Here is a 22,255-nt window from a genome sequence, read left to right as displayed (position 1 = left end):
CCCGCCGGATCAGGCGTGGTCGATGACGAGGCCGTCAATTTCGTTGGCAACATCCTCCAGCCGGTCAACAACCCGTTCGAGATGCTGGTAGATCTCCCGCTTGATGATGAAAGTCAGCGTGTTGCTCTCTCCATGTTCCCTGAACAGGCGCTTGAGACCGGCGGCATGAATTTCGTCGGCATGCCCCTCCATGCGGACCAGCCGTTCGGTCAGTTCATGCAGGCGCGGGCCATTTTTGGCGATCGAACGCAATAGCGGCATCGCCTCTGCGGTCAGACGCGCGGCATCGCGGATGATCGCCGCCATATCCTTCATTTCCTGGTCAAATTCCTTGACCTCGTAAAGATCCACCGCTCCGGCGGTTTGCTGCATCTGGTCGATGGCGTCGTCCATCGCGCTGATCAGGCTGATGATGGCGCTGCGGTCAAACGGGGTCAGAAAGGTACGGCGCACAGCCTGCAACACTTCACGGGTGATATTGTCGGCCTCATGCTCACGCTCGACAATTTCGCGGATATGGTCGCCCATCCCGCCACCGCCCTGCAACAGCCGCGCGAGGGCATCTGAACCGGTGACCAGGGTAACGGCATGCGCCTCGAACAGCTCGAAAAAATTGCCCTGCGCTGGCAACAGCCGCTGAAACCATGCGAACATCCCACTTACCCCCGTATTTTTGGCCACGCGGTCAAGCACCCCCGTGCGTCGCGCCGCAGCATTGAATTCCGATGCCCCGAATGAGCGGATCAGGTCCTTGAGGTCGTCCTCGTCCACCTTGGAAGCGGCTTCGGACAGCTTGAACCAGCGCCGTTCACGTTCATGCGCTTCTTTCCATGTGTCGAGCTCCCGCGTGACGGCAAAGGGAAAGACGCTGACATCCACCCACAGCGATGCGCCATTGCCGCGCTGTTTGCGATAGCGATAGGTGCCGATCGGTGTCGGGCAAGCCGACCCGATCACCCCTGCTTCCTCCTCGGCCTCCTGGGCAGCGGCGACGTGCGGCGCCAGTCCGGCAATGCTGTTCCCTTTGGGAATCACCCAGCGACCTGTTCCGCGCGACGTGACGAGCAGGATGCTGACCGGCGCATCGATTCCGGTCCCCTCGGTGCGATAGGGCAAGGCGGCGATCTGGCGAATGACACTGTCCTTTCCGGCGCCCTTGCCTGCCGCCGATGAGCGCAGATGACAATTGCGTGACTCTTTTGTGACACGCCCCTTAGCCCAGATGAAGGGACACGCCAATGAAGGAAAGTCGAGGATCGCAGCCCCGTTGCAATTTACATCGCTGTCACTAGTGTGTGCCCCCTAAATCAGAGCCGGGAGAGTCTGCAATGAACGCTGTGACGCCGATTGCGCCAGCATCCACCAACGCCGCCGACGTCGACGTGCTGATCGTCGGCGCGGGGATTTCCGGCATCGGCATGGCCGTGCATTTGCAGCAAAAGTGCCCTGACCGCAGCTTTGCACTGGTTGACCGGCGGGAAAATCTGGGCGGCACATGGGATTTGTTCCGCTATCCCGGTATCCGTTCGGACAGCGACATGCACACACTCGGCTTCATTTTCGAACCATGGAAGCATGAAAAGTCGATTGCCGACGGTCCAGCGATTCTCGACTATCTCAACCGCATTGTCGATGAACGGGATATCCGCCGCCACATCCGCCTGAACCGGAAGGTGCTGACCGCCGACTGGAACAGTGCCGATGCGATGTGGACCGTGACCACCGAAAGCGCGACCGGCGAACGGCAGGTGATGCGCGCCCGCTTCCTCTACCAGGGTTCGGGCTATTATGATTATGACAATCCCTATGACGCCGGTTTCAAGGGACGCGAGACATTCAAGGGAGAGATCATCCACCCGCAATTCTGGCCCAAGGATTTTGACTATGCGGGCAAAAAGGTTGTCGTCATCGGTTCGGGCGCGACCGCGGTCACCATCGTTCCGTCAATGGTCAAGCCGGGGGACCCAGGTGCCGCCGCCCATGTGACAATGTTGCAGCGCACACCGACCTGGTACGCCATACGCCCGGCACGCGACGGCATCGCCAATTTCCTGCGCAAGATACTGCCGGAAAGCTGGGCCTATGCGCTCACCCGCTTCAAGAACATCCACATGCAGAACATCGTGTTCAAGCGCGCCCAGACCCAGCCGCAAAAGGTCAAGGATTTCCTGACCGGCAAGCTGAAGGAAGCGCTGGGCGAGAAATATGACGAAGCCGCCTTCACCCCTCCGTATGACCCTTGGGACCAGCGGTTGTGCCTGGTACCCGATGGCGATTTCTTCAATGCCATCCGCGACGACAAGGCGGCGGTGGTCACCGACCATATCGACTGCTTTGACGAAACGGGCATCCTGCTCAAATCGGGCAAGCATCTTGATGCCGATGTCATCATCACCGCCACAGGCCTCAACCTGACCCTGGCTGGCAAGATCGCTGTCAGCGTCGACGGTGAACCGGTGCAATGGAACCAGCATTTCTATTACAAGAGCTGCATGTTCTCGAACATTCCCAATTATGCGGCGGTGTTCGGCTATCTCAATGCCAGCTGGACCCTGCGTGCGGATATTGTGTCCGAATGGGTGTGCCGTGTGCTCAACCACATGTCGGCGACGGGCAGCGACATTGCCCTGCCGGTACTCGACCATCCCGAACAGCTGATCGAGGACAATGTCTTTGATTTCTCATCAGGCTATATCCAGCGCTCGCTTTCGATCATGCCGAAAAATGCCGACCAGCTCCCCTGGCGGCTCAATCAGGATTATCTGGCTGACAGGATCGACATGCGCACCAGCTCGATCACGGACGGGTTCCTAACATTTCGCAAGGCCAGTGTCGCAGCGGCTCCGGCCATGGCGGAGGCGGCGGAATAGGGGCGCGTACCCCCTTTCCCGCCCTGCCATCCACGCCTAAAGCTGTGGCATGACTGATTTCTCTCCCATGCTGCAACCCGACAAGGGGCAGCCAGCCCGCACCATCCATGTCGTCGACAAGCACAGCTATGAAAGCTGGCTCGCCGCACAGCCTGAGCGGGCGCGCACCGCCATCAGCGCACAGGGCATGAAGCTGGAAGGCTATGCCCACGCGATACTGCCGGGGGACGGCGCTGACGACTGGTCGGTCGTTACCGTAACCGCCAACGCCGGCAATTTCTCCAGCTGGTGCCTTGCCAAACTGGCGGCTGTCCTGCCGGCGGGCACCTATCGCCTCGCCAGCGGCGACCCGGGCGTCGCCATGTTCGGCTGGTTGACCGGCCAGTATCGCTACATCCGCTACAAGCCCAAGACCGAAGCCGAGGCCCCCCGTGTCCTGTTGACGACCGACCCGGTGCGCATGGCCGCCGCGCTGCGGGAAGCAACGGCAGTGTGCATGGTTCGCGATCTGGTGAACACGACCGCCGCTGATCTGGGCCCCGCCGAACTGGAACAGGCCAGCGCCGATCTCGCCCGCAAGCACAAGGCAGACCTGACCGTCACCAAGGGCGATGCCCTCGAACAAGGCTATCCCATGATCGCCGCGGTCGGTCGCGCTGCGGGGCGCAACCGCGCGCCCCGTCTGATTGAACTGGTCTGGGGCAATCCCGCCCACCCGCCTGTTGCCATCGTTGGCAAGGGCGTGACGTTTGACAGCGGCGGACTCAACATCAAGCCGGGCAACAGCATGGCGCTGATGAAAAAGGACATGGGGGGCGCCGCCCACGCCCTCGCGCTCGCCAGCCTGGTCATGGAAACCGGTCTGCCGGTCCGGTTGCACCTGCTGGTGGCGGCTGTTGAAAACAGTATCGCCGGCGATGCCATGCGACCCGGCGACATTCTCACCAGCCGCAAGGGCCTGACCGTCGAGATTGACAATACCGATGCCGAAGGGCGGCTGATATTGGGCGATGCCCTTACCAAGGCGGTCGAGGGCAACCCCGAACTGATCATCGATTTTGCCACCTTGACCGGTGCGGCCCGGGTTGCGCTCGGCCCTGATCTGCCCGCCCTGTTCGCCAATGACGATGCTCTGGCCGATGCCATGATTTCAGCGGGCAAGGAGCGCGACGACCCACTGTGGCGCCTGCCGCTTTGGGACGGTTATGACGAAATGCTGAAATCCGACACGGCCGACATGACCAATTCGCCCGCAGGCGGCTTTGCCGGAAGCATCACAGCCGCGCTGTTCCTGCGCCGTTTCGTGCCAAAGGACATCGCCTGGGCGCACTTCGACACATTCGCCTGGCGGCCCTCCGCCAAACCGGGCAGGGCCAAGGGCGGCGCGGCACTGGGCCTTCGCGCAGCATGGGGCATGCTCGAACAGCGCTTCAAAGTGAATTGATTCACAAAGACAAATTTTCATCTCGGTGATGCAACCAGCCGCCCGTTCAAGCGTTAGGGCGGTTGGGTGGCGCTATGCCGCCCGCTAAAATGAGCAATCCGGGAAAGTCGCAGGTTATGAACAGCGTTGCATGGATGTCTTGCCTGATTGGTATTGTCAGGTCGGAATTGCCTGATCTCACGAATCGCCAGATGGGCATCATGCTAAGCGTCGGACTGGCACCCGGTCCCCACACGGTGCGCGGTTTGGCGGAGCGGATGGGCGTCTCCAAACCGGTTGTCACTCGCGCCTTGAACAAACTCACTGCCCTCGGCTATCTGCAGCGCAAACGTGACCGGCGTGACGGTCGCAATATCTTCGTTGAGATCACGCCGGTGGGGACAGAATTTCTTGAACGATTCAACCAACTGCTCGGAGAGGCCGACCAACACGCCCAAACCGGCTGAGCGCGTCCGCTTCCACCTGTCGGGCCATTCCCGCCCCTACGATCCGACCCGCCAGGCCATCCGTCCCGACCTCGCCGATCTGGCTGAGGCCGAGCATCATTTTGCGCCCCATTATGCCAAGCCTGCTGACTGGCTGGCTTCGGCCGACACTATCCTGCGCGCGTCCGCCGACAGCGATGCGGAAGAACGCCAGCGGCTGAAGGCGGGGGATCGCTTTGCCCTGCTCGACATTACCGGCGGTTGGGCATGGGGCTATGCCGTCGATGGTCATGTCGTCGGCTATGTCGAAGCGGCCGAACTTTCCCCTGCCGGGCGTGACCGGGCATGAGCGTCAGTCTGTTCATTGACGGGGCGGTCGGCACCACCGGGCTGGAAATAGCGGAAAGGCTTGGCGGTCGGGCCGACATTGAATTGATCACCCTCGCCGAAGATCGGCGCAAGGATAGCACGGCCCGCGCCGATGCGCTGCGCGGTGCTGACTTCGCCATCCTTTGCCTGCCCGATGATGCTGCCAGGGAAGCGGCGGCCCTTGCCGAAGGCAGCGCCGTGCGCCTGATTGACGCGTCAAGCGCGCATCGTGTTGCGGCGGGCTGGACATATGGCTTTGCCGAAATGGCGACCGGTCAGCGGGAGGCCATCGCAGCAGCCAAATATGTCAGCAACCCGGGTTGCTACCCCACCGGCTTTCTCGCCTTTGCCGCGCCGTTGATCGCCGCTGGCCTGTTGCCGGCCGACTATCCCTATGTCGTTCACGCCGTGTCGGGGTATTCGGGTGGAGGCAAGGCGCTGATCGCCCGCTTTGAGGAGGATCAGGGCATTGCCTGGCGTGGCTATGGCTTTGCCATGGGCCACAAACATGTCCCCGAAATGACCCAGCATGCCGGTCTGACCCACGCGCCAGTCTTTGCTCCAGCCGTAATTCCGGCGCATCGCGGCATGGCCGTCGAACTGCCGCTTTCGCGCGCCGCCGACCCGCGTATCGCCCCGGCGGATGAAATTATGGCCGCGCTCTGCGCCCATTATGCCGGGTCACCGCTGGTCAGCGTCGGCACCGATGCACCCGACGGCGAATTGCTGTTGCGTCAGGGCAGCAACCCGACGGACCGTCTGGACCTGCGCGTCTTCACCTCTGCCGACGGCAGCCAGTTGCGCCTCGTCGCCTTGCTCGACAACCTTGGCAAGGGCGCAAGTGGCGCATGTGTGCAAAATCTCAACATCATGGCCGGCCTGCCCGAAACCGCAGGACTCAGGCTTTGAGGCGGATCCGGCAAAGCTGACTGTCTGCTGCCGAAACGGTTCAGCCCAGTGTCAGATAACGACTCGTAAACCCTTCCTCATGATCCGGCAGAGCCGCGCATGATTCGCGTCGAGCAGTCCGGCGGAGGATTGAAAAGATGACGAGTCGCTGGTTCGGCACCCTGCTCATCGTAGCCACTGCCCTTACGCCCCTTTCCGCTGTCCAGGCGCAGGACAGCCTTGGTGATCAGGTTCGCGCCCAGGCAAGGGCAGCAGCCATTGCCGCTACTTCCGGTGGCATCCATTCCGTCGACCTGCCCGCATCCACCGTGCGCAGCACGCCAGCCATGCCATCCACCAACAGCGGCGATTTCCAGCGTCGAGGTCGCGGTGACGGCGGCGGCTGGGGTGGTCGCGGCGGTGGCGGCGGCCGCTCCAATGATGGCGGTGGCTGGGGCGGCCCGACCGCGTCTCCCACACCCTCGCCGACTCCGAGCGCGCCGTCAGCCGGCGGTTGGCGCGGCAGGGGGGACGGCAATGGCGGTGGCTGGCGCGGTCGCGCCGAAAGCGCCGGCGATGCCCGCGGCGGCGGCTACCGCGCCCGGGTCAACAATGATGCGGGCGGCTGGCGCCAGCCGCGCGCGGAACGCCCTGTCGAGCGCAGCACCGAGCGCCCCGCGACGCGCGGTGACTGGGGCGGTCGCCGTGGTGACGGTAACCGCTGGCAGCCGCCAGTGAGCTCAACGACGACCACGGCAAGCCCCGCCCCGGCAGACAGTGGCCGCTGGCAGGGCCGTGATCGCTATCGCCAGGGTGATGCCACCCGAGGTTATGAGCGCCGCGGCGGCAACCGCGCCGGGGACTGGAATTCCAACCGCCGCACCGAAACGACCAGCACTGGTTATGGGCAGCGAGTGATCCGCAATGCCGAACGCACCAATGGCGGCAATCGCTATGACAATGGCCGGCGCTATGACGATAACCGCTGGGACCGGCGGAATGACGACCGTTGGGATCGCAACCGCTGGGACCGCCGCGACGGCAACCGCTATGACAACAACCGCCGCTGGGACCGCCGCGACAATGATCGCTATGCCGGGCGCTATGGCAACCGGGGCCATGGCAACTGGGATCGCAGCTGGCGCAATGACCGCCGCTACGACTGGCAATCGCACCGCACGCGCTATTCCAGCTTCTACCGGCTGCCCCGCTATTATTCGCCCTATCGGGACTGGAGCTACCGCCGACTGCACATAGGATTCAACCTGTGGCCGCTGTTTTATGCCGAACAATTTTGGATCAACGATCCCTGGTATTATCGCCTGCCTGACGTTTACGGGCCCTATCGCTGGGTGCGCTATTATGACGACGCGCTGCTGGTCGATATCACCACCGGACAGGTCGTTGATGTGATCGAAAATTTCTTCTGGTGAACCCCTGATCACGGCAGGGCACCAGGCGGGGCGGGTCCGGCAAGGGCCCGCCCCGTCTTTTTGTGGCTCAACAGCCTCTCTGGCCCAAATCGGCCTTGCGTACGGCTGGTTACCACTGCAACGTCCGCAGCCAGTTGATCAACCGGGAAAGATCCTTTCATGCGCCAGCTTCGCGCCGCCCTCACAGCAGTCGCCCTGTTTCTTGCCGCTCCCGCCCTCGCCGACACACAGGTCATCCATGCCGGCCGACTAATTGCCACGGCGGAATCCGACATGTTCGGCCCGGCGACCATCACTGTCGTCGATGGCCGCATTACCGATATTGTTCCCGGTGTCCGCCCGGCACCCGAAGGGGCGACGGTGATTAACCTGCTCGACAAGACGGTGTTGCCCGGCCTGATTGACATGCACGTCCATCTGTCGAGCGATCCGGGTGGCGAATTCTGGCGCGAAGCGGTCGATCCGGATGAATGGGGCGTGGTTGTCGGCACCCGCAATGCGCTGACCACGGTCCGCGCCGGCTTCACCACCGTGCGCGAGGCCGGATCGGCCGCCAACGTCGGTTTCGTCCTGCGGCGGGGTACCGCCGAAGGGGTGATTCCGGGACCACGCATCGTCGCTGCCGGCCCGGCCCTGTCAATCGTCGGCGGGCATGGCGACGTCACCGGCTTTCGCGAGGAAGTGCTGCACGCGCTTGCCACCAACTTCACCTGCACCGGCGCGGTCGAATGCGCCGAGCGGGTGCGGGAAGCGTCGCGCGCAGGATCGGACGTGATCAAGATCACCGCGACGGGCGGCGTCCTGTCGCAACAGGCCCGTGGGCTCGAAGCCCATTTTACCACCGAGGAAATGACCTCGATTGCCACCACAGCGCACAGCCTGGGCCTGCAAGTCATGGCCCATGCCCATGGCGCGCGCGGTGTGGAAGCAGCGGCAGCGGCTGGGATCGACACGATCGACCATGGCACATTTGTTGATGAAGCCGCAATCCGCGTCATGCAACAGCGCGGCACGGCGCTGGTCCCGACGCTGCGCGCCTTGACCGGCGTTCGCGATGGTCTGGGTCGCGGCATCTATACACCGGTCGTCGAGTCCAAGATCCGTGAGACCCTCGATCATCTGGGCGACAATGTCCGGCTCGCCCGCCGGTATAATGTGCCGATCGCCTTTGGCACCGATGCCGGGGTCTTTCCGCATGGCCAGAATGCTCAGGAATTCCAGCTGATGGTCGATGCCGGCATGACCCCGCGTGAAGCATTGGCCAGCGCCACCACCGTTGCCGCCCGGACCTTGCGCATGGAACGAGAGATCGGTCGCATCGCCCGCGGCTTTTCGGCGGACATGATTGCGGTCGACGGCAATCCGCTGACGGACGTGCGCACTCTGGAACAAGTGCGCTGGGTGATGGTGCGCGGCCGCGTGATTCCCTGATCCTCAGGCCGGTCAATTGGTCCTTGCGCGAACCGCCCTTACTGTATTATTGTAACAATACACAATCGATGGAGTCCTTCCCAATGCGCCGTATCGCTGCCTCTCTCCCGCTGATTGCCCTGGCCTTTACCTCACCCGCGCTCGCACATTCGACCACGCCGGCCGGGACGCCCGCACCGGCTGCTGCAACGGCCGAAGCACCGAATCCGGCGCATGACGCCTTGTGGCAATTGTTCCGCGACAGCGATGAGGCCAGCATGCGCCGCAACCCGCTGGGCGCGCTGTTCCGCGGTGACATGCGCTATGCCGACCAGTTGGGCGACAATATCACCGACGCCTATTTCAACGGCGAACGGGCAGCGGCAGAGGCGGACCTTGCGGCCTTGCAGAGGATTGACCGGGCGGCGCTCAACCCGACCGACCAGCTGGCCTATGACGTGTTCGCCTATACACAGCGCGACACATTGCGCAGCCTCCAGCCGGAGATATTGGCGCTCAATGTGGTCCGGCCGATCAACCACTTCTTCGGTTTCCACACTTTCTATCCGACCTTTGCCAGCGGACGCGGCGCGGCGCCGTTTCGCACCGTCGAGGATTATGAGAATAATCTGAAGCGCCACACCCAATTCGCGACGCTTATTGACCGGTCGGTCGGTCGCTTCCGTGAAGGTCTGGCGTCGGGCGTCGTGGAAACGCGCATGACCATCGACAATGTCATCAGCCAGCTCAATACACAGTTGGAGCAGCCGCTCGAAGAATCCCCCTATTGGGGACCGGCGACCAATTTCCCGGAAAGTTTCACGCCCGAACAGCGCGCCGAACAGACTGAAAAGCTGCGCCGTTCACTGACCACCGAGATTTTTCCGGCGCTGACTCGCCTCCGCGACTTCCTCCGGGACGATTATGTCGCTCAGGCGCGGACCGAAGTGGGCCTCAGCTCGATGCGCGGTGGGGAGGCGCTCTATCGCCAGATGATCGAACAGACCACCACCCTGCCGCTTGAACCGGAGGAGGTCCACCAGCTCGGTCTCAGCGAAGTCGCCCGTATCCATGGCGAAATGGAGCGTATCCGCGCGCAGGTCGGCTTCACTGGCACGCTCCAGGAATTTTTCCAGCATCTGCGCACCGATCCGCAGTTCAAGGAATCCTCCCGCGAATCGCTGACCCAGCGCTATTATGATGTTGGCCGCCTGGTCGACGCCCAGATTGGCCGTTTCTTCTCTAGCCTGCCGCGCGCCGGCCTCGAAATCCGTCCTTATGAGCCGTTCCGCGAGCGGTTCGAAGCGGGCGGCAGCTATCAGTCCGGAACCCCTGATGGCAGCCGTCCCGGAATTTTCTACTTCAACGCCTATGACCTGCCGAGCCGGACCACGCCGGGTATCACCACCCTCTATCTCCACGAAGGTGCGCCCGGTCACCATTTCCAGATCAGCCTAGCGCAAGAGAATGAAGCCCTGCCGCCCTTCATGCGCTTCGGCGGCAATACCGCCTATGTCGAAGGCTGGGCCCTCTATGCCGAAACGCTGGGTTTCGACATGGGCCTTTATGATGACCCCTATCAGCGTTTTGGCACCCTGTCGGATGAAATGCTGCGCGCCATGCGTCTGGTTGTCGACACCGGCATCCATGCCAAGGGTTGGACCCGCGAACAGGCCATCGACTACATGCTCGCCAACAGTGACATGGGCCGCACCGATGCGACAGCAGAGGTGGAACGCTATATCGCCATCCCCAGCCAGGCCTTGGCCTACAAGGTCGGCGCGCTGACCATCCAGCGTTTGCGGCGCAAGGCGGAAACCGAACTGGGTGACCGTTTTGACATCCGTGCATTCCATGCCCAGGTGTTGATGACCGGTTCGTTGCCGCTGCCGATCCTGGAAGAAAAGATCGACCGTTGGATTGCTGAGGTAAAGGCGGGCAACCCCGCCTGACCGCAGTCGGAGACAAGCGGCGGATGCACATAATAGCAGCTTGCACGCATCCGCCGACCGTTTAGCATGGCGGCCATGCAGGGACCGCATACAGAGACCGGCGATGACATCGCCGCGATAGCAAGCGCGCTGGAATGCAGTCTGCGCGCCGCGCAATCACTCTATGCCATGGGTCAGCCCCGCATTGCCCCCCATGCTGTGACCTTGGTTCACCAGGGGGACGAGGCCGACAGCAACTGGTTGATTCTCGATGGTAATGTCCGGTGTGAGGTCCTGTCTCCGGAAGGGCGCAACACCGTCGTGGCGACCCACCCGCCTGGCGATCTGATCGGCCATTTCGGACGCCGTCCACGGGCGATGAGCGCATCATTGACCACTCATGGCATAACCCGCCTGCTCACGGTCGGGACGAGTCAGATCGAAAGGTTGGGTCTGGCGGACAGTGACTTCGCGCTGGCCGTGGCTCGCAGTTATGCCCGACAGTCGGGCACATTGCTCGACAGGCTCGCGGCACGCATCAGCCTGACGGCGGTCGGGCGTATCCATGCCCGACTGCTCGAAATGGCTGGTCCGGACCATGTCATTGAGCCCGCACCGATTGTCGCGGCTCTGGCGGTCAGCGTGCAAACCACCCGCGAAACTGCGTCCCGCGCCATTTCCAACCTTGAACGTCGCGGCATCATCCGGCGCGAAGCCGGACGGCTGGTCATTCAGTCCCCCCGGATGCTCGAAGAACTGGTTGTCTGACGAAGCGCCAAACCGCCACCTGACGCATCAAACCAGCATGTCGTAAAGTTCGAATGCGCCAGTCGTCGCCATGGCGCTGCCCGCCAGGACCGGGCGGCTGCCGGGACAATGGGCCCACAGCAACAGGGCTGCCGGGCGCGAAGCCAGCACGGTCATGTCATTGTCCAACTGCTGCATCGCCGCGATGCGTGGCGGCGCGGGATCGAGGGGCAAGGCAGTGGTCACGACAACATCAATGCTATCGCCTGCCGCCAATTCACCACGCAATTGGGCCAAATCGTTGATGGAACGGGACTCGATCATGCCATCACCTGCCCGTGCCACTGCTACAACCGGCTCCATCGGCGGCGGCAATGCGCATGTCGGCATGTTGTCTGGACGAGGCAGGTCGACGAGAACCTGACGATGTGGGGCACCCAGATTGGGAACAGCATCCGCACCGGCCCATCTGGCCCGCAACAATACGGGCTCGTCATCGGCCGCCTGCGCCTCAATCCCTGCGAGGCCCATCGCCATATCATCGGCCATGCGCACGGCGGCGTCGGTCAATCCGCCTTCTTCTTCCAGCCATTCGATACTGGCCGCCTGATCGAGCAGAGCATCGAACCGCGCATTCCAATCGCCGTCAAACGGCAGAACCGATCCATGGCGAAACGCCTCAATCTCACTGGGCAGGACGATATGCAGCTCCGCGCCTTCCGCGACCGCCGCTTCCGCAGCGATAATGTCCGTGCCCGCGGCCAGCGCGCCGATCGCCACGCCCGGACCTATGTCGGCCACCGCTGCCGCCACATCGGCAGCGCCCGGATCGTCCGCAACCGCCATTGGCCCGCGGAAATGCATCACCGGCGGCAGGGCAAACCGGTCCAGCCAGCTGCAATCGCCACCCCCTGCCTGTAACAGCCGGCGGAATTGACGCAGGGTTATGGCGCGGTCCTCCCGCGCCCGCGGGGCCAGCGCAACCGCTTTGGCCAGACTTGCCTCGGCTGCTGGCACTTGGCCACTCAGCAAATAGGCTTCGGCGCGTGTAGCCTCCAGCCAATAGGGTGTCTCGCCGCCATGGTGGCCGGTATCGATCAGGCCCAGCAACTCAGTCGCCTGCCCCGCAGCACCGGCCCTGTCCCCGCGCAGATGGGCCAGCGCCGCCGCATTGATCCGGGGGTAGCTGTCCCCGGTCAAGGCAGCGGCGGCGGCATAAGCTTCGGCGGCCGCGCGCAACAATTCATCGCGTTCATGCCGTTCTTCAGGCGCGGACATGGCCATTGCCCGGTCCTTGAGCAGGCGACCCTTCAAGGTCAACACACGCGCATCACCCAACACCCTGTCCAGTCCCGCATCGACCAACAGCGCCCACGCCCGCTCGACCGCACCAACGCGGGCCAGTCGGCGGATAAGGGACAGGTCAGTCATGCAACACGGACAATGGCTATGGTCATGAGTCTGGAACGGGCCTGCGGGATCACGGCGGACCCCAACCATCCGGCCAACGCGTGTCAGGATCAATGATCAAAGGAGTCACATAGGCGACATTGTTGCCCTGGGTCCCCTTTGCCACCAGGTGAATATTGAACGGCTTGCTATAGTCACCTGCACCAAATGACGATCCCTTGATCACCAGATAGGCCGTCGTATCCGACACACGGGTGACAGAATAATAATCGTTCTCAGCCCCCCTGTAGCCGCCGGAAAATGGCGCATCGGCAAATATCGCGCCCATTTTCGCATCCAGCACAAAACCCAGAATAAGGTCCTGATTGGCCTTGAGGCTGAGCGCGGTCGGTGTCGGATTGCGGTTTGGGGAACTCGCATAGACAGGCGCCTTGTTGCCGGCGCCCGCAGCCAGTTCGGCTGGCATATTGATTGCGCCGGTCACGCTGCGGGCATTTTTATAGACGATGTTCAGCGCCTTTCCCGCAGTTTCACCCACGCTGAAAATCCATGCAAGCTGCGGCTGGGCACCGGGCCATTGTTTGGTCAACTCGACAGACATCCTGCTCATGCTCTGTTCCCCATAATTTCTGCGCGCCCTACCGGGACCGCAGCTCTGCAACATCCTTGCGCAGCCGGCGCCAGCGTTCATTGCTAGGGTCGAACCGGCTCAGATCATTGATGATGGATTCGGCTTCGGCGAGCTGCTGCCGCGATTCAGCCGGGTCGCTTTCCAGTCTGAATTTGCTGGACGTCAGCAACACAGCGACCAGCATATCCAGCGAATCGCGATTTCCCGGATTGCGCTCAACAAGCTGCCGCGAAAGGGTCAGCGCTTCGGCCCAGGCACCATTGGCGCGCTCGATCCGGCCGGCCCGATGCTCATATTCGCCATGCCAGGTCAGCCGGTTGATGAGGTCAACCTGCGCCTGCGGATCTTCGGTGCGCAGCGCCCGCACCTCCCGCATGGCTTCCAGCGCTATGGCGCAATTGTTGCTGACCACCGGCTCGGGCGAGCGCACGGCCAGTGAACACAGATTACCGTTGGCATAGCCGACTTCGCGCAAGGCCCGCACATGGTCTGGATCAATGGCGCGCAGCCGACCTGCCAGAACGGCATAGTTGCGCATCCGGCGCGCACCCTCCGCCTCGTCACCCTGTCGCCGGGCCAGTTCCCCCATCCAGAACTCGCTCTGCGCATGGGCAAAAACCCGGTCGGGATTGCTGGGATCACGCCGCATCAGCGCCTCGGTCGAGGCAAAGGCAGCCTGCACCCTCTCTTGCGCCACATCCAGCCGGTCTCGGCGCATCTCGTCCTCGCCCATCGCCTGCAACACGCGGGCACGCCGTTCCAGGCTATCGTCAGGCAGGGCGTCCAGATCCCCCTGGTTGCGATAATAATCCAGCGCCCGATCATTGACCGCGCTCATCACCGACAAGCTGCCCACCCCGCGCAACCGGGTGCGCAGATCGGTCAGCATATATTCGACCAGCCCCTCTGCCTCAGCGCGCTGGCGCTGGGCATCGTTTCGGGACTGGATGGCAAAGGCGGTCATAGTTGCCATGCTTGCCATGGCGATCACGCCGGCGACCGTGACCGCTATCACGGTGCGCAGCCGTCGTCGCGAATCCCGGTCGATCAGCGCACCGAGCGGCAAGCTCCACAGCGCCGCCACAATCTTCAGCAGGCCCACCCGTCGTCCATCGCCAACCTTGCGCAAATCGGCTGCCAATGGCTCACGCCCATCGGCCAACAGGGCGGCCGGCATCGCTTCATCTGGTTCGCCATCAACAATTGCCGCCAGCACTGGCCGGTCAGGATGCACTTGCCGGAACAGCTCGATCTCCGCATTGACCCAGGCCGATGCCCGAGCAGCCGGTGAACACAGGACGATCAGTGCCTGCGAATCCGCCAGCGCCTGCCGGATCGCGTCGGACAGGCTGGTGGCGGCGGCAAAATCCTCCCGGTCGCGAAAGATGGCGCCCAGCCGGTCGCCGTCCCTGCCCATGGGCTGACCCACATCCGCACTGCCCGACGGCCGCAGCCCGCGCGGCAAGCGATAGGTTTCCAGCTTGCCCTGTAGCCAGCGGGCGATCGCCTCATCATCATGGGAATAGCTTATAAAGGCGGCAAAGTGACGCGACGCGGCAGCGATTGGCGGCGCCACCGCCGTTTCGTTCCCGAGAGATGACATGTAGCTGACCCCATTAGCCTTGCCATATCATGCCACTTTGCCTGCAAACCGCAACAACAACGCGTGGTCAATGTCGCATCTGTGCAATTGCTTCATGGCGACCTCCCGGCTAGCATCCTGCCATGCCCGCTGTTGCCGCTGTCAGACCAACCGACATTTTCTCAGCCCAGGAATGGCGCGCGCTCACCCATGTGTCCCGGTGGCGCGGTCTTGCGCTGATCGCTCACGGCTGGATCTGTGTCGCGCTGATTATTGCCGCGACGCTGTGGGTGGGCCACTGGCTCGCCTTCATTCCCGCCATCTTTCTCCTTGGCGGCCGGCAGCTCGGCCTTGCCATATTGATGCATGATGCGGCGCATGGATGCACCCATCCCAATCGCCGGCTCAACAATTTCGCTGGCGAATGGCTGACAGGTGCCGCGGTTGGCAGCGACCTCAAAAGCTATCGCGCCTATCACCTCACCCACCACCGCTACACCCAACAGCCCGAGGACCCCGATCTCGGGCTCAGCAAGCCTTTCCCGACCACCGCTGCCAGCCTTTGGCGCAAGGTGCTGCGCGACATGACCGGGCAAACCTTTTTCAAGCAGCGTATGGCGCAATTCGGCATCGCGATCATCGGCCTTAAGGCAATGCTGCGCGGCGAAGGTGGCGAGACGGCCGCCAAAAAAGATGCCACCGCCGGCACGCCCTTCAACCGCCAGGGTGCGGCCGGGATCAACGGTCCTGCCGAGGCAAGCGCGGCGGGCGCGATGGCGGTGACCAAAACCGTCGGGCGCTTCCTCGTCGTGCAGGCGATCCTGCTCGCCCTGTCACTCGCCCTGTGGGGCTGGACGCCGTTCCTGTTGTGGCTAGCGGCACTGGCGACGACATTCCAGCTTGCCCTGCGCATCCGCAATATCGCCGAACATGCCTGCACCACGACCGGCAGCGCCGACCCCTTCACCCACGCCCGCACCACCTTGGCGAGCTGGACCGAGCGGGCGCTGGTCGCGCCTTATTACGTCAACTTCCACGCCGAACATCACCTGTTCATGGGCGTGCCCTGTTACAACCTCCCTCGCGTCCACCAGCTTCTCATCGATCGTGGCTATGGGGAGAGGATGACGCTGGCTGATGGCTATGCGCAAGTCATGCGCCGTGTGGTGACGGCGCACTAGCCTCCATCAGCCCAGCGCTTCCGCAATCAGCTTGCGCGTATTGGCAACACCGTAAAGCGCAATAAAACTGCCCATGCGCGGGCCCTGTTCACTGCCGAGCAGGATTTCATAGAGCGCCTTGAACCAGTCGCGCAAAGACGCAAAGCCATGCGCCTCATCCTTGCCAATCTCATAGACGGCATTCTGGATGTCCTCGGCGTTGGCGCCTTCGCCCAGCTGCCCGAGCGCGGCGTCGAGTGCCTGCAATGCGCCGACCTCGCCACCTGCCGGTGCGCGCCGCTTGAGCGTCGGGGCGACATAGTCGCGGTTATAGGCAAGCGCGTGGCCGATCAACGCATTGAGCGCCGGATGTGTCGCCGCGCTGGCTCCTTCGACATAGTTGCCGAGATAGGCCCAAACCTGTTCCGCCGTGGCATCACCGCCGAGCACGCCGACCAGATTGAGCAACAGGCCGAATGTCACTGGTGGCGCGACATCCGGCACCGCGCCATTGTGGATATGGTGCACCGGATTGCCGAGCTGCTTGTCGAGATCCTGCGCGGCATAGCTGGCGCGGAACTGCTCATATTCATCGACCGCGCGGGGGATCACGCCGACGTGCAACTGCTTGGCCGACTTGGGCTCGCGGAACGCATAGAAAGCCAGGCTCTCCTGCGTGCCATAGGTCAGCCACTGCTCAAGCGAGAGGCCATTGCCCTTGGACTTTGAGATTTTCTCGCCCTTTTCGTCGAGGAACATCTCATAGATCAGCCCCTCGGGCTTTTGCCCGCCGAGCACGCGGGCAATCTTGCCAGACTGGACGCCGCTGTCGGTCAGGTCCTTGCCATACATTTCATAATCGACACCGAGCGCGACCCAGCGCATCGCCCAGTCGACTTTCCATTGCAGCTTGGCGCCGCCCGAGAGGATGCAATGTTCGATGGTCCGCCCCTCATCCTCGAAACGGACGATACCCGCCTCTGCATCGACCACCTCCACCGGCACCTGCAGCACGATGCCGCTGGTCGGGCTGATCGGCAGGACAGGAGAATAGGTCGCCGCCCGCTCAGCGCGCAGTGTTGGCAGCATGATGTCCATGATTGCCTGATAATGGCGCAACACGCCCTTCAGCGCCTGGTCGAACGCCCCGGACCTATACTGCTCGGTCGAGCTGACAAACTCATACTCGAAACCGAACTGGTCGAGGAAGCGGCACAGCATGGCGTTGTTGTGGTGCGCGAAGCTCTGATACTCGCCGAACGGATCGCTGATCGCGGTCAGCGGCTTGCCCAGTTGCGCGGCAAGAACATCCTGCTGCGGTACATTGTCGGGCACCTTCCTGAGGCCGTCCATGTCGTCGCTGAACGCCACCAGCCGCGTTGGATGCCCGCCGGTCAGCGCCTCATAGGCGCGGCGCACCATGGTTGTGCGCAGCACTTCGTTGAACGTGCCGATATGCGGCAGACCCGACGGGCCATAGCCGGTTTCGAACAGCACCGGCACCAGCGCGCCGGATGCATCGCGTTTCCCGTTCGGGTAACGCTTGGCAATCTTGCGGGCTTCCTCGAAAGGCCAGGCCTTGGACTTGAGGGCGGCGGCTTGCAGTGCGGCAGTATCAGTCATGCCGCGTCCTTTGCGCCGTTCATGCTGCATTGCAAGAAAATCATCGCGCCCGGCCCAACCTGCCGGCTGGCGGGCTCACTCCACCATGCGCCAGTGCAAAGTCTCTCCGGCATGGAACGGGATGATCGGCTGTCCCCCTGCCTCCAGCGCGTCAGGCACGACATGATCCTCACGCACCAGCGTGACCGTGCCCTCGTTGAGTGGCAGGCGGTAAAAGGCCGGGCCGTTGAGGCTGGCAAAGCCTTCGAACCGGTCAATTGCCCCTTCCTCCTCGAACACTGCCAGGTAACTTTCGAGCGCAAAGGGGGCGTTATAGATACCGGCGCAGCCACAGGCACTTTCCTTCGCCGATTGGGCATGCGGCGCGCTGTCGGTGCCGAGGAAATATTTGCCACTGCCCGACGTCGCCGCCTTGCGCAGCGCCAGCCGGTGTTTCTCACGCTTGGCAACCGGCAGGCAATAGGCATGCGGACGAAGTCCTCCTGCAAACATCGCATTGCGGTTGATATGGAGATGCTGCGGCGTGATCGTCGCGGCGATGTTCGGCCCGGCAGCATCGACAAAATCCACCGCTTCCGCCGTGGTGATATGTTCAAAGACGATGCGCAGCTCGGGAAAGTCGCGGACTATGCCCTTCAGCGTCCGTTCGATGAACACGGCTTCCCGGTCGAAAATATCGACATGATTGTCTGTCACCTCACCATGGATCAGCAAAGGCATGCCGATCGCCTGCATCCGTTCGAGCGCAGGGTAAATGTGCGCAACGTTGGTCACGCCATGCGCGCTGCCCGTAGTGGCATGGGCAGGATAGAGTTTGGCGGCGGTGAAAATCCCCTCACCATGGCCCTGCGCCAGTTCCTCCGGGTCGATATGATCGACGAGGTAACAGGTCATCAGCGGCATGAAGCTGACCCCTTCGGGCACAGCGGCCAGGATACGGGTCCGATAGGCGGCAGCGGCAGCGGCCGTCGTCACCGGCGGCGACAGGTTGGGCATGACAATTGCCCGCCCAAACTGGCGGGCGGTGGCCGGCGCGACCGAGGCAAGCATCGCCCCATCGCGCAAATGGACATGCCAGTCATCGGGGCGGCGGATCGTCAGGCGGTTCATGGCTGGGCTTTCGTCACGGGATGAAGTCACCTCCCCCCTAGGAGGAAAAGCGGTCCTTCGACAAGCTTGGGCCGAATGCTTTGGCGCTCGCTACCCGATGACATGGGGCGGTTTCCATCCTATCTGTTGCGGATGACCGAGACCATGCTCCTGGACCGCGCCCTGATCCGCCTGTCGGGGGAGGATGTGCGCGGATTTTTGCAGGCTTTGGTGACCAATGATGTCACCGGACCGCTCCCCGTCTGGACCGCGCTGTTGACCCCCCAGGGCAAATGCCTGTTCGATTTCCTTGTCTGGTCCGACCCCGCAGGCGGCGATGACCTGTTGATAGATTGCGAAGCCGCGGCGGCAGAACCGCTGATGAAGCGGCTGACCCTTTATCGCCTGCGCCGCCCGATCGCCCTGTCACCCGAACCGCGTCTTGCCGTGCATTGGTCGGCAACCGGGGATGCTGGCACCGCAGACCCGCGCCTCGCCGCCCTGGGCAAGCGCTGGCTGGCCGAGCCCGCCGGCGACGACGCGTCGCAAGGCTGGCGCGCCCATCGTCTGGCGCTTGGAGTGGCAGAGGGTGTCGCCGAACTGGGCAGCGGCGAGACATTGTGGCTCGAATGCAATGCCGCCGAACTGCATGGCGTCAGTTTTTCCAAGGGTTGCTATGTCGGGCAGGAAAATACAGCGCGGATGAACTGGCGGCAAAAGGTCAACCGGCGGATCGTTGTCCTGCCACTGGTCGATACCGACCCCAAGCGTCAAATGGCGGCCTATCCCGAACTTGGCCTGAGCGTCGAGCATTGGCGCGTGACCGACATTCCCGCCCATGGCCGCCGTGAATGGATGGGGGAGGTGGAGGTTTAGGCCCGACCGCCCGCTCCATCCCATTCATCGACAGGCAATGAAGCCGGGCTTAGCCTTGCTGCATGTCGTTGCTGCTCTTCGCCACGCTCGCCACGGCCCAGGCCGCTTCTCCGGCCGGTTGTGACGCGTCGTCGACACAGGCAGCAACCTTTGCCGAAGCCACCTCCGGCTCGCTTGATGGTGCGTGTGTCACGATGGAAGGTATCGCCATTGGCCGCGTGCTGGTGGAGGATGACCGCGCACGATACCGGCTGGAACGGATTGCCAATGATCCGACAAGCAGCGGCGCCGCTCTGGGTTTCTACGCCTCAGCAGACTTTGCAGAACCCACACGCGTGCGGGTGACCGGGCGCATCGGCGATTGCGCGAGCGCGCAGGCGGCGCTTCAGGCGCGGGACAGCAATGTCATCGTCATGATGACAGGATATTGCCACTATGCCCTTGGACGTTTTCTGACGGCAACGGCGGTCGAACCGCTGGGCCCGGCGCGTCTGCGCCGACTGCTGCCGGCCAGCGCGGGTGAAGACCTCGGCAACCTTGCCCCATTGGGTGAAGGCGAGGTTCGATCACGGATGACAGCAGAAGCCAACCGGTTCCTCGATGCAATCCGCTCCGGAAACAGACCGTTGCTTGTCGCTATGCATGGCGGCGGCCCCGATGGTCGCCTCGCTGCACGCAGTGTCGATGCGTCGCTGGCGCTGATCCTCGACACGGAAAACAGCCCTTTCGCGCCGTTTCGCGCCGGTGCCGGTGCCGGTGCCGGTGCCGGGACGATCAGCATGGAAATATTCGGCTGGAAACCGCCCCTGTGGGCCGATGCTGGCTGGCACGATCAACAAACGCGGGCAACCGGTGCGGACGCCATCGCCTGTTTTTCAGCGCGCCCCGGCGCCACAGGGCTGTGGCCGATCGACAGCAAGGATGCCGACAATATGGCCGGTCGTCCCTATGCCTGCACCCGCATCCACCTGAACGGACGGGGTGAAGATGCACGCGCCAGCTTTGGCACCTTCCAATCGCAATCCGGCGCCGACGAACCCTGACACTTAACCCGATGGTAGGGCGCCGATGCTATGCAGCGCCATGGTCACGCGCGCGTTCCTCATTGCCTTTTTCGGCTTTTCGGCGGCCCTTTGGGCTGTGCAGCTGCTGGCCCGCCAGGATGCGACCCATGTCGCTGCACTAATGAACGATGACGGTGATGCCCGAACCGTCTCCAGCGGAGGCGCCGCTCATCCAGCAAGGCCGGACAGGGCGTCGACAACACCACTGGCACTGGTAGAATTGCGGCGCGATGCTGACTCGCATTTCCGTGCCAATGCGACGGTCAACGGCCGACCTTTGACGATGCTGGTCGATTCGGGGGCCAGTCTGGTCGTCTTGACAGAGGCCGATGCACGCACCGTCGGCATCTACCTGTCCCCGTCCGATTTCACCGCCACCGCCCGAACCGCGGGTGGCGAGGTCAAGATGGCACCAGTGACCATCGACCGCCTGTCGGTCAATGGCATAGAAAGGCGCAATATTGCCGGTGCCGTCGTGCCGGCGGGCCTGCTCGGCCAGTCGCTGCTCGGGCAAAGCTATCTCGCGCAATTGTCCGAAGTAACAATCCGCGATGATGTGATGCGCCTGCGCTGATCGACAGCTTGCATGGCGGGCCGGGCCGCGCCATTTGTCTGGCATGACTGATCAGAACCAAACCGCCCAGCCCCTGCCGCCGATGCGCGCCGTTATGATTCCGGTGACGCCGCTGCAACAGAATTGCACCCTGTTGTGGTGCACCAAAACCAACAAGGCGGCGCTGGTTGATCCGGGCGGCGATCTGTTCCGTTTGAAGGACGCACTGGCCAAGACCGGGGTCGAGCTGGAAAAAATCCTAATCACCCACGGCCATATCGACCATTGCGGCGAAGCCGGGACCTTGGCCAAGGAAATGGGCGTGCCGATCGAGGGCCCGCACGAGGCCGACCGTTTCTGGATCGCCCGGCTGGATGAGGACGGGCAACGCTATGGCGTCAATGGCGCCGTCTTTGAACCCGACCGCTGGCTGGATCAGGGTGATACGGTGACCGTCGGCGATCTGGTGCTCGACGTCATCCATTGCCCCGGCCACACGCCGGGCCATGTTGTGTTTTACCATGGCCCTTCAAAGCTGGCGATTGTCGGCGATGTGCTGTTCCAGGGGTCGATCGGCCGGACCGATTTCCCGATGGGTAACCATCAGCAGCTGATCGACGCCATCACCCAACGGCTGTGGCCGCTCGGCGGCGACACGACCTTCATTCCCGGTCATGGCCCGACCAGCACATTCGCCCACGAACGAAAGGTCAATGCGTTCGTGAGCGATTATGCACTGAGCTGAGGCTG

20 protein-coding genes are annotated in these 22,255 nt (G+C 62.9%); 14 read left to right on the top strand and 6 right to left on the bottom strand.

Annotation, left to right across the window (positions count from 1 at the left end):
* Nucleotides 1-9: 9 nt before the first annotated feature.
* Entirely contained in the window at nucleotides 10-1,134 is a 1,125-nt protein-coding gene (locus tag GV829_RS07735) for a DUF47 family protein (protein ID WP_169948099.1), read from the bottom strand.
* A 194-nt stretch (nucleotides 1,135-1,328) separates the two neighbouring features.
* Here GV829_RS07735 and GV829_RS07730 point away from each other — a divergent pair, with 194 nt between their 5' ends.
* The 9 genes from GV829_RS07730 to GV829_RS07690 all read left to right on the top strand — a co-directional run bounded on the left by GV829_RS07730 (nucleotide 1,329) and on the right by GV829_RS07690 (nucleotide 11,538).
* Complete coding sequence (locus tag GV829_RS07730; RefSeq protein WP_169945529.1) at nucleotides 1,329-2,870, top strand: flavin-containing monooxygenase; 1,542 nt, start codon at nucleotides 1,329-1,331, stop codon at nucleotides 2,868-2,870.
* Nucleotides 2,871-2,919: 49 nt separating this feature from the next.
* Nucleotides 2,920-4,314, top strand: coding sequence for a leucyl aminopeptidase family protein (locus tag GV829_RS07725; RefSeq protein ID WP_169945527.1), 1,395 nt, complete (start codon nucleotides 2,920-2,922; stop codon nucleotides 4,312-4,314).
* 116 nt (nucleotides 4,315-4,430) lie between these two features.
* Nucleotides 4,431-4,760: a MarR family transcriptional regulator gene (locus tag GV829_RS07720; RefSeq protein WP_343042800.1), complete on the top strand. Its 330-nt coding sequence runs from the start codon at nucleotides 4,431-4,433 to the stop codon at nucleotides 4,758-4,760.
* Nucleotides 4,705-5,088 carry an SH3 domain-containing protein gene (locus tag GV829_RS07715; RefSeq protein ID WP_169945525.1) on the top strand — a complete coding sequence of 128 codons (384 nt, stop codon included), beginning with the start codon at nucleotides 4,705-4,707 and terminating at the stop codon, nucleotides 5,086-5,088. Before GV829_RS07720 ends, GV829_RS07715 begins: the two co-directional genes overlap by 56 nt.
* A complete protein-coding gene (gene argC / locus GV829_RS07710; RefSeq protein WP_169945523.1) occupies nucleotides 5,085-6,017 on the top strand; it encodes an N-acetyl-gamma-glutamyl-phosphate reductase in 933 nt (310 codons plus the stop codon). The genes GV829_RS07715 and argC overlap by 4 nt, the downstream gene beginning before the upstream one ends.
* 137 nt (nucleotides 6,018-6,154) lie before the next feature.
* A complete protein-coding gene (locus GV829_RS07705; protein WP_169945521.1) occupies nucleotides 6,155-7,429 on the top strand; it encodes an RcnB family protein in 1,275 nt (424 codons plus the stop codon).
* A 159-nt stretch (nucleotides 7,430-7,588) separates the two neighbouring features.
* A complete protein-coding gene (locus tag GV829_RS07700; RefSeq protein ID WP_169945519.1) occupies nucleotides 7,589-8,860 on the top strand; it encodes a metal-dependent hydrolase family protein in 1,272 nt (423 codons plus the stop codon).
* Nucleotides 8,861-8,943: 83 nt separating this feature from the next.
* Entirely contained in the window at nucleotides 8,944-10,791 is a 1,848-nt protein-coding gene (locus GV829_RS07695; protein WP_212612113.1) for a DUF885 domain-containing protein, read from the top strand.
* A 75-nt stretch (nucleotides 10,792-10,866) separates the two neighbouring features.
* Nucleotides 10,867-11,538: a Crp/Fnr family transcriptional regulator gene (locus GV829_RS07690; RefSeq protein ID WP_169945515.1), complete on the top strand. Its 672-nt coding sequence runs from the start codon at nucleotides 10,867-10,869 to the stop codon at nucleotides 11,536-11,538.
* A 27-nt stretch (nucleotides 11,539-11,565) separates the two neighbouring features.
* Here the strand turns inward: GV829_RS07690 and GV829_RS07685 are convergent, their stop codons facing one another.
* From GV829_RS07685 to GV829_RS07675, 3 genes are read right to left on the bottom strand one after another with little or no spacing between them, the layout of a single operon-like run.
* Nucleotides 11,566-12,948 carry a tetratricopeptide repeat-containing protein gene (locus tag GV829_RS07685; protein ID WP_169945513.1) on the bottom strand — a complete coding sequence of 461 codons (1,383 nt, stop codon included), beginning with the start codon at nucleotides 12,946-12,948 and terminating at the stop codon, nucleotides 11,566-11,568.
* 49 nt (nucleotides 12,949-12,997) lie between these two features.
* On the bottom strand, nucleotides 12,998-13,537 hold the full coding sequence (locus GV829_RS07680; protein WP_169945511.1) for a hypothetical protein: 540 nt from the start codon (nucleotides 13,535-13,537) through the stop codon (nucleotides 12,998-13,000).
* A 28-nt stretch (nucleotides 13,538-13,565) separates the two neighbouring features.
* Entirely contained in the window at nucleotides 13,566-15,161 is a 1,596-nt protein-coding gene (locus tag GV829_RS07675; protein WP_169945509.1) for a toll/interleukin-1 receptor domain-containing protein, read from the bottom strand.
* Nucleotides 15,162-15,283: 122 nt separating this feature from the next.
* Here GV829_RS07675 and GV829_RS07670 point away from each other — a divergent pair, with 122 nt between their 5' ends.
* Nucleotides 15,284-16,321: a fatty acid desaturase family protein gene (locus GV829_RS07670; RefSeq protein ID WP_169945507.1), complete on the top strand. Its 1,038-nt coding sequence runs from the start codon at nucleotides 15,284-15,286 to the stop codon at nucleotides 16,319-16,321.
* 6 nt (nucleotides 16,322-16,327) lie between these two features.
* Here the strand turns inward: GV829_RS07670 and GV829_RS07665 are convergent, their stop codons facing one another.
* Both GV829_RS07665 and pyrC read right to left on the bottom strand, forming a co-directional pair.
* Nucleotides 16,328-17,923: a lysine--tRNA ligase gene (locus tag GV829_RS07665; RefSeq protein ID WP_169945505.1), complete on the bottom strand. Its 1,596-nt coding sequence runs from the start codon at nucleotides 17,921-17,923 to the stop codon at nucleotides 16,328-16,330.
* Nucleotides 17,924-17,998: 75 nt separating this feature from the next.
* Nucleotides 17,999-19,033, bottom strand: a complete 1,035-nt coding sequence (pyrC, locus tag GV829_RS07660) for a dihydroorotase (protein WP_169948095.1) — start codon at nucleotides 19,031-19,033, stop codon at nucleotides 17,999-18,001.
* 132 nt (nucleotides 19,034-19,165) lie between these two features.
* Between pyrC and ygfZ the strand changes: the two genes are divergently transcribed.
* From ygfZ to GV829_RS07640, 4 genes are all read left to right on the top strand, one after another.
* Entirely contained in the window at nucleotides 19,166-19,888 is a 723-nt protein-coding gene (gene ygfZ, locus GV829_RS07655) for a CAF17-like 4Fe-4S cluster assembly/insertion protein YgfZ (RefSeq protein WP_169945503.1), read from the top strand.
* A 62-nt stretch (nucleotides 19,889-19,950) separates the two neighbouring features.
* On the top strand, nucleotides 19,951-20,931 hold the full coding sequence (locus tag GV829_RS07650) for a hypothetical protein (RefSeq protein ID WP_169945501.1): 981 nt from the start codon (nucleotides 19,951-19,953) through the stop codon (nucleotides 20,929-20,931).
* A gap of 40 nt (nucleotides 20,932-20,971) precedes the next feature.
* On the top strand, nucleotides 20,972-21,526 hold the full coding sequence (locus GV829_RS07645; protein ID WP_169945499.1) for a retropepsin-like aspartic protease family protein: 555 nt from the start codon (nucleotides 20,972-20,974) through the stop codon (nucleotides 21,524-21,526).
* Nucleotides 21,527-21,569: 43 nt separating this feature from the next.
* Nucleotides 21,570-22,250, top strand: a complete 681-nt coding sequence (locus GV829_RS07640; protein ID WP_425505408.1) for an MBL fold metallo-hydrolase — start codon at nucleotides 21,570-21,572, stop codon at nucleotides 22,248-22,250.
* Nucleotides 22,251-22,255 lie beyond the last annotated feature (5 nt).

Source organism: Sphingomonas lacunae, from assembly GCF_012979535.1.
In the GTDB taxonomy this organism is placed as follows: Bacteria; Pseudomonadota; Alphaproteobacteria; order Sphingomonadales; family Sphingomonadaceae; genus Sphingopyxis; species Sphingopyxis lacunae.
Note: the sequence above shows the minus strand (reverse complement) of the source record. Positions and strands in the feature narration are given on the sequence as shown.

Bases quoted from the DNA above. Each gene is read 5' to 3' on its own strand.
- GV829_RS07730 (WP_169945529.1), top strand. From the start codon at position 1,329: ATGAACGCTGTGACGCCGATTGCGCCAGCATCCACCAACGCCGCCGAC.
- GV829_RS07725 (WP_169945527.1), top strand. From the start codon at position 2,920: ATGACTGATTTCTCTCCCATGCTGCAACCCGACAAGGGGCAGCCAGCC.
- GV829_RS07720 (WP_343042800.1), top strand. From the start codon at position 4,431: ATGAACAGCGTTGCATGGATGTCTTGCCTGATTGGTATTGTCAGGTCG.
- argC (WP_169945523.1), top strand. From the start codon at position 5,085: ATGAGCGTCAGTCTGTTCATTGACGGGGCGGTCGGCACCACCGGGCTG.
- GV829_RS07705 (WP_169945521.1), top strand. From the start codon at position 6,155: ATGACGAGTCGCTGGTTCGGCACCCTGCTCATCGTAGCCACTGCCCTT.
- GV829_RS07700 (WP_169945519.1), top strand. From the start codon at position 7,589: ATGCGCCAGCTTCGCGCCGCCCTCACAGCAGTCGCCCTGTTTCTTGCC.
- GV829_RS07695 (WP_212612113.1), top strand. From the start codon at position 8,944: ATGCGCCGTATCGCTGCCTCTCTCCCGCTGATTGCCCTGGCCTTTACC.
- GV829_RS07690 (WP_169945515.1), top strand. From the start codon at position 10,867: ATGCAGGGACCGCATACAGAGACCGGCGATGACATCGCCGCGATAGCA.
- GV829_RS07685 (WP_169945513.1), bottom strand. From the start codon at position 12,948: ATGACTGACCTGTCCCTTATCCGCCGACTGGCCCGCGTTGGTGCGGTC.
- GV829_RS07680 (WP_169945511.1), bottom strand. From the start codon at position 13,537: ATGAGCAGGATGTCTGTCGAGTTGACCAAACAATGGCCCGGTGCCCAG.
- GV829_RS07675 (WP_169945509.1), bottom strand. From the start codon at position 15,161: ATGTCATCTCTCGGGAACGAAACGGCGGTGGCGCCGCCAATCGCTGCC.
- GV829_RS07670 (WP_169945507.1), top strand. From the start codon at position 15,284: ATGCCCGCTGTTGCCGCTGTCAGACCAACCGACATTTTCTCAGCCCAG.
- GV829_RS07665 (WP_169945505.1), bottom strand. From the start codon at position 17,923: ATGACTGATACTGCCGCACTGCAAGCCGCCGCCCTCAAGTCCAAGGCC.
- pyrC (WP_169948095.1), bottom strand. From the start codon at position 19,033: ATGAACCGCCTGACGATCCGCCGCCCCGATGACTGGCATGTCCATTTG.
- ygfZ (WP_169945503.1), top strand. From the start codon at position 19,166: ATGACCGAGACCATGCTCCTGGACCGCGCCCTGATCCGCCTGTCGGGG.
- GV829_RS07650 (WP_169945501.1), top strand. From the start codon at position 19,951: ATGTCGTTGCTGCTCTTCGCCACGCTCGCCACGGCCCAGGCCGCTTCT.
- GV829_RS07645 (WP_169945499.1), top strand. From the start codon at position 20,972: ATGGTCACGCGCGCGTTCCTCATTGCCTTTTTCGGCTTTTCGGCGGCC.
- GV829_RS07640 (WP_425505408.1), top strand. From the start codon at position 21,570: ATGACTGATCAGAACCAAACCGCCCAGCCCCTGCCGCCGATGCGCGCC.